Source organism: Barnesiella sp. CU968, assembly GCF_905219685.1.
Lineage (GTDB): Bacteria > Bacteroidota > Bacteroidia > Bacteroidales > Muribaculaceae > Lepagella > Lepagella muris_A.
Genome location: NZ_CAJMXD010000341.1, coordinates 1 through 3,124, shown reverse-complemented (window position 1 = coordinate 3,124; position 3,124 = coordinate 1). Strand labels below are relative to the sequence as shown.

5 protein-coding genes and 2 pseudogenes are annotated in these 3,124 nt (G+C 44.2%); 5 read left to right on the top strand and 2 right to left on the bottom strand.

The genetic code is table 11. The features are described 5' to 3' along the window. The first annotated feature begins 199 nt into the window (after nucleotides 1-199). Genes JX312_RS11165 through JX312_RS11155 form a run of 3 tightly spaced genes read left to right on the top strand, consistent with a single transcriptional unit; the run spans nucleotide 200 to nucleotide 1,954 of the window. Nucleotides 200-1,099, top strand: a complete 900-nt coding sequence (locus JX312_RS11165) for a DUF362 domain-containing protein (RefSeq protein ID WP_239653896.1) — start codon at nucleotides 200-202, stop codon at nucleotides 1,097-1,099. Then, nucleotides 1,092-1,514: an ATP-binding protein gene (locus JX312_RS11160; protein WP_204458053.1), complete on the top strand. Its 423-nt coding sequence runs from the start codon at nucleotides 1,092-1,094 to the stop codon at nucleotides 1,512-1,514. Before JX312_RS11165 ends, JX312_RS11160 begins: the two co-directional genes overlap by 8 nt. 56 nt (nucleotides 1,515-1,570) lie before the next feature. Beyond that, complete coding sequence (locus JX312_RS11155; RefSeq protein ID WP_123407352.1) at nucleotides 1,571-1,954, top strand: hypothetical protein; 384 nt, start codon at nucleotides 1,571-1,573, stop codon at nucleotides 1,952-1,954. A 2-nt stretch (nucleotides 1,955-1,956) separates the two neighbouring features. Here JX312_RS11155 and JX312_RS14170 read toward each other — a convergent pair. After that, nucleotides 1,957-2,076 (bottom strand): annotated as a pseudogene (locus tag JX312_RS14170) (nucleotidyl transferase AbiEii/AbiGii toxin family protein); the annotation flags it as partial. A 28-nt stretch (nucleotides 2,077-2,104) separates the two neighbouring features. After that, the gene (locus JX312_RS11150) at nucleotides 2,105-2,491 is read right to left on the bottom strand and encodes a hypothetical protein (RefSeq protein ID WP_204458052.1); all 387 of its coding nucleotides are present in this window, start codon (nucleotides 2,489-2,491) and stop codon (nucleotides 2,105-2,107) included. A gap of 134 nt (nucleotides 2,492-2,625) precedes the next feature. Between JX312_RS11150 and JX312_RS11145 the strand changes: the two genes are divergently transcribed. Further along, nucleotides 2,626-2,898, top strand: coding sequence for a helix-turn-helix domain-containing protein (locus tag JX312_RS11145; RefSeq protein ID WP_239653895.1), 273 nt, complete (start codon nucleotides 2,626-2,628; stop codon nucleotides 2,896-2,898). Between the two features lie 11 nt (nucleotides 2,899-2,909). Then, nucleotides 2,910-3,124: pseudogene (locus tag JX312_RS11140) on the top strand (hypothetical protein); the annotation flags it as partial.

Here is a 3,124-nt window from a genome sequence, read left to right as displayed (position 1 = left end):
CAACCATAAAAGGCCTCAAGGAAGCCACAAGATTCACTATATAAAAAATTTCGAATTAAATTTAAACAGTTTCTTACTTTCTGTTGATTTTTTTAGTAACTTTGTGTGTGAAGCACACTTGTGTCATGGCATACAGGTGTCTCCCACAGAAATGGTTGGATCTCGGAGGGTCTTTATTTTTGAAATTAAATTTTTAATCATGGAACGTTCGGTCGTATATTTTTGTCCTCGTATCAACGCTGATAATCTTGTCAGAGTGTATAAGGCTCTCGGACGAGAGGCAAAGGGACGCGTGGCGGCGAAACTCTCTACAGGAGAAGCCGGCAATCCCAATCATCTGAGCACAGATGTAATCAAGAAACTTATTAAACTGACAGATGCTGTAATCGTCGAGTGCAACACCGCATACGAAGGAAAAAGATGTAATGCCGCAGACCATCTTCAGACTGCCGCCGAGCATGGCTTCACTGCGATAGCTGAAGTTGATATAATGGATGCGGATGGAGAAATAGCACTTCCTGTCAGCAATGGTAAGCATCTGAAAGAGAATTATGTCGGTAAGAACTGGAGAAATTACGATTTCACAATGGTTCTCTCACACTTCAAAGGACATCCGATGGGTGGCTTCGGAGGTGCGTTGAAGAATGTTGCCATAGGTATGGCGTCTTCTGCCGGCAAGGCATGGATCCACACTGCCGGTAAATCAAAAGATGTTCCGGTGGACTGGGAAAATGTTCCTCCTCAGGAAGATTTTCTTGAATCCATGGCAGAAGCATGTGAATCGGTTTTCAATGTTGCCGGCAATAATATCCTTTATATAAATGTTGCAAACAATCTGTCGGTAGATTGTGATTGTGTTGCAGAGCCGGAAACCATCAAGATGGAAGATATCGGAATACTCGCGTCTCTCGACCCTGTCGCCCTCGATCGTGCCTGCGTGGACATGGTCTATAACTCTCCGGATCCGGGGAAATCGCATCTGATCGAGCGTATAGAGTCGCGAAACGGCACCCATCTGCTTGATTATGCAGAAGAACTCGGGCTTGGTTCGCAGAAATATGATCTCATAACACTTGATCCAGAATCGGCTGATGAATAATGATGAAATCGATTCGCGTGTAGTGCTGATGTGCGGCATCAGCGGATCTGGAAAAACGCATTATTCCCGGCAGCTTGAGAATCAGGGTTACAGACGGTTGTCAATCGATGAACAAATCTGGAGTCGGCATGGCTCCGGATTTGCCGATTTACCGCCGGAACGCAGAAAAGAGATATTTATGGATGTTACCGCTGAACTGTTTGTACGTCTCGGGGAAATGCTTGAGAATGGGGAGAAAGTGGTGGTTGATTCGACCATGTGCAAAAGGATAAAGCGTGATTATGCCCGCAACATCTGTCGGAAGCATGGTGTGGAACCGGCAATAATATACATGACTGCTCCCCTGCCTGTTCTATGGAAACGACTGTCCGGACGATCTGATTGTTTCTCATTCCGACCTCATGTCATATTTTGAGAATTTCGAGGCTCCTATGCCTGATGAGAATTATATGGTTTTTAAACAGACCTGATATGAAAAATATAACCAGTCACCCGCGTATGTACGCTTTTTTCAGAAGCAAAGTCCTCAACTCGCTTATGATTCTGATGATTGTATGTCTGTTCATGATGACATATACTGGGTTTATGCTTCTGCCATCTGTCTGCGGTTCGCTTGCATTACTGCTTTTTGCATCATATGCCATATGGTTCTGGGTCAGGAAACCTGAAAGCATTGTCATCAACAGCTGGATCTCTGATATGAATGGCTGGTTTACATTGTATTTTCTTATTATATCGGCAATGAACGCACCCGGTCAGTGGTGGTATATTTTTCCCGTTGTCTCGTCTGTGATACTCTTTTTCATATCATTGATCCGGGATAAGGACGAAGTATATGTTATTCATCAGACATGAATTTTTGTTCCGTTGACCTCAATCTTGATTGTGGTTCCGTCTTTCACACACTGCAAATTCCATTCATCCGGCTTATGGGTTACACGAATTCCCGGAACAGCCTTTTCAATTGCGCTCTTCAGTGATGAATCTAGCGCAGAATTGAAATCTTCACAGATGCCATATCCTGCTGCGATAGGCTTTGAGTTCCTCTTCCGGGAACTCGGCTATCGCTTTGTCAAATTCACGGAGTATCGCTGCTTTATCGTCGGGCAATGCTCCGGTGATTGGTACCGTATTGGAAANNTGATGTCCAAGCNNGTTGACCCGGATATTCAGNCGGTCTATGAGTGTCCGCATCTCCATCAGCCGTTCAATCTCCGGCTCCTCGGTATATGTACCGTCCAATACCTCCTGATAAAGCTGCGATTCCGGGAAAAGACTACAGAATTTGCACTTGTGCCATGTGCAGCCGGATGTAATTTGAAGTAGCTGCGAACCGGGCAGGTATGGCGGTCGCCATACCTGCCCGGTGAAATGTAGTTGCGGATATATCATATCTCGATTATTTTTTGTAACTTCGTGGTGCAAAATTAGATGATTATCAGCGTGGAAGCAATGACTTACCCAAGGGTTTGACCCTTACCGAAAAGTTTGTATTGCTCGTAATCAGTCTTTTTGCAACTCCGGTTATGGCTAAAAAACTTGACTATGAATATTGCAAGGCGGCTCCGATGCTCGAATGGCTGGGCAACAAGTGGGCACTGGTGGTTCTTGTGAAGATTTCCGAGAACGGACCGATGCGCTTCAACGAGCTGTACCGCAACATCCCGTCGGTCTCGGAGAAAGTGCTGTCGCAAGTGCTTCGTCAGCTTACAACCGACGGCATTATCCGCCGCGAACTCTTTCCGGATGTTCCTCCCCGCACTGAATACTCTGGTGCGGAAGAATTAGCAACATTTTAACAAAAAAATTAATGAAAAAAGAAATTTCTTATTTAATAGATGAGTTTATTAGTCTGTCTGATGAATTAAGACCGGGTTATTCCTTGAGTATTGCTAAGGATAAAGAGTCGTCTTTAATTCTCCCGGAATCATTAAATATATTATACTCTAAAGTAAGTGGTACATACTATAAAATTGAAGATCAACGATTGATGGATTTCTTACCCGGTTATCTTCTCATTAGGGA